The sequence below is a fragment of the Longimicrobium sp. genome (assembly GCF_036554565.1).
Taxonomy (GTDB): Bacteria; Gemmatimonadota; Gemmatimonadetes; order Longimicrobiales; family Longimicrobiaceae; genus Longimicrobium.
The window spans coordinates 1-2,464 of the sequence record NZ_DATBNB010000553.1 but is presented as its reverse complement, the minus strand read 5'-3'; the positions used below and the strand labels follow the sequence as shown (position 1 = coordinate 2,464).

Sequence of the window (2,464 nt, the reverse complement as noted above, 5' to 3'; positions counted from 1 at the left end):
GCTGGACAACGCCGCCGGTGCGGCTTGGCGGCCGGGCGGCCTTGTGCGCCAGCAACGTAGGACGCGCGTTCGCCGGAGCCTGCACTCCGGCCTTCGCCGGTTGCAGAGCACGCGGCGGCGTAGGAGCGACGGGGCACGGAGGCCGAGCCGGAGCGGGCGGTCTGCCGGGGGTGTCACCGATCACCCTAAATTCCCCCCGTGCGATCATCTAAAAATCCCCCCCTCCCCCCAGCCGGAAGGAGGTAGGGATGGACAAGGAGAGCGGACGGGAGATGCTTGCCGCGGCGCCTGAAGGTGCCACGGAGGTGTCGTTGCTCGAGGAAAGTGCCTGGGAAGCGGTACGCGGGTTGTGGGAGCGGGGTCTGAGCCGGAAGGCCATTGCGCGGGAGTTGGATCTGGATATCAAGACGGTGCGCAAGTGGCTGCTGCGGGCGTGGACGCCCCAGCGCCGGCCGGGTCAGGGGCGTGGCCTGGATAGCTGGGAGAGCTTTCTTCGTGGCCGGGCCCCGGAGGTGGGCTTCAACGCGGCGGTTTTGTACCGGGAGTTGCAGGGCAAGGGCTACGCGGGCTCGTATCCGACGGTGGTGCGCTACCTTCGTCCGTGGCGTGAGGAGGCGGTGCGGGATCAGCGCTCGACCGTGCGGTTCGAGACCGACCCCGGCCAGCAGGCGCAGGTGGATTGGGGGTCTTCATGGGTGTGGTTGGGCGAGCATCGGGTGCGGGTGCACCTGTTCGTGATGGTGCTGGGCTACAGTCGGCGGATCTTCGTTCGCGGCTACCCCGGGGAGGGTTTGGAGTTTCTGCTCGACGGCCACGCCCGGGCCTTCGAGCATTTCGGGGGTCGCACGGCGAAGATCCTCTACGACAATCCGCGGACGATCGTGCTGTCGAAAGACGAGTCGTCGGGTTGGGTGGAGTGGAACGCCACGTTCAAGGACCGGATGGACTTCTACGGGGTGGAGATCCAGTTGTGCCGGTACTACCGTGCGCGGACGAAGGGGAAGGTGGAAAGCGGGGTCAAGTACGTCAAGCGCAATGCCCTGGCCGGCCGGCGGTTTCGGGATCTGGACGAGCTCAACGCCGTTCTGCTGGCGTGGTGTCTGGAGGTGGCGGACCAGCGGGTGCACGGGACGACGTTCGAGCGGCCGGCCGAGCGGTTTGCTCGTAGCGAGGCGGCGCAGATGGTGGCGGTAGACGCTCGGCCGCCCTCTCCACGCGAGCAGGTGAAGATCCAGACCGTGCCGTCCGACGCGCTGGTGCCGGTGGAGTCGAACCGGTATCCGGTGCCCCTGGGGTGGGCCGGTCGGTCGGTGCGTGTCCATCTGCGGGCCGAGGAGATCGTCTTCGGCCGGGATGGCGAGGATCTGGTGCGCCACGCTCGTCTTTGGGGCAAGCACCAGGTGGCGCGGTGGAACGGTCCCCCGCGCAGCGTCCCGCCGCCCGGGGCCTGCCAAGCCGAGGGTCCGCCGCAGTGGGATCCGGCCTATGCCGGCCCGACGGGTGAGGTGGAGGTGCGCTCTCTGGGCGCCTACGAGGCGATCGCCGCCGGGGTGGGCTCATGAGCGGCGGTGGGAGCCTGGAGACGATCCAGGACCAGATGCGCCAGCTCAAGCTGGTGCGCATCGCCGAGGAGTTGCCGCTGCTGCTGCAGGACGCCAGCAAGCGGGAGGCCTCCTACGCCGAGTTGCTCCAGGACCTGCTGGGCCGGGAGCTGAGCGCCAAGCAGGATCGCCATGCGGCGATGAAGACGACGATGGCGCGCTTCCCGTTCCAGAAGAGCCTGGAGAGCTTCGACTTCAAGTTTCAGCCCTCCATCGAGCCGAAGGTGATCCGTGAGCTGGCCGCCGGCCGGTTTATCGCCGACGCCGACAATGTGCTGCTGCTCGGGCCTCCGGGTGTGGGCAAGACGCACCTGGCGGTCGGTCTCGGCCTGCGGGCCTGCGCCCTGGGGTACCGGACGATGTTTCTGACCGCTTCGAGCCTGGTGGCGAGCCTGACGCGGGCTCACCAGGAGAATCGGTTGGAGGAGAAGCTGAAGCTGCTGGTGCAGCCGCGGCTGCTGATCATCGACGAGATCGGCTACCTGCCGCTGGAGCGTCTGGGAGCGAACCTGTTTTTCCAGCTGGTGTCACGGCGCTACGAGCGGGGCTCGATCCTGATCACCTCGAACCAGAGCCTGGCGGGCTGGGGCCAGGTTTTCGGCGACCAGATCCTGGCCACGGCGATTCTGGACCGTCTGCTGCACCACTCGACGATCCTCAACATCAAGGGGGAGAGCTACCGGCTCAAAGAGAAACGCAAGTCGGGGCTGCTGACCCGTAGCGAGCCCTATACCGAGCCCGGTGCCGAGGTGGAGGCTTCGAGCTGAGGTGGTGGCTTCTGGGAAGCCGGGGGGCGGCGGGCCCACCCAACCCTCCCCGCCGCCCCCCGGCCCCCCACCCGAAAGACAAAGCAACTGCCGCCC

General features: G+C 68.1%; 2 protein-coding genes. Both read left to right on the top strand.

Features of this window, described 5'->3' with window-relative positions; all coding sequences use genetic code 11:
* Positions 1 to 248: 248 nt before the first annotated feature.
* Positions 249 to 1,562 carry an IS21 family transposase gene (gene istA, locus VIB55_RS15200; protein ID WP_331877508.1) on the top strand — a complete coding sequence of 438 codons (1,314 nt, stop codon included), beginning with the start codon at positions 249 to 251 and terminating at the stop codon, positions 1,560 to 1,562.
* 14 nt (positions 1,563 to 1,576) lie between these two features.
* Positions 1,577 to 2,368 carry an IS21-like element helper ATPase IstB gene (gene istB, locus VIB55_RS15195; protein WP_331877509.1) on the top strand — a complete coding sequence of 264 codons (792 nt, stop codon included), beginning with the start codon at positions 1,577 to 1,579 and terminating at the stop codon, positions 2,366 to 2,368.
* Positions 2,369 to 2,464 lie beyond the last annotated feature (96 nt).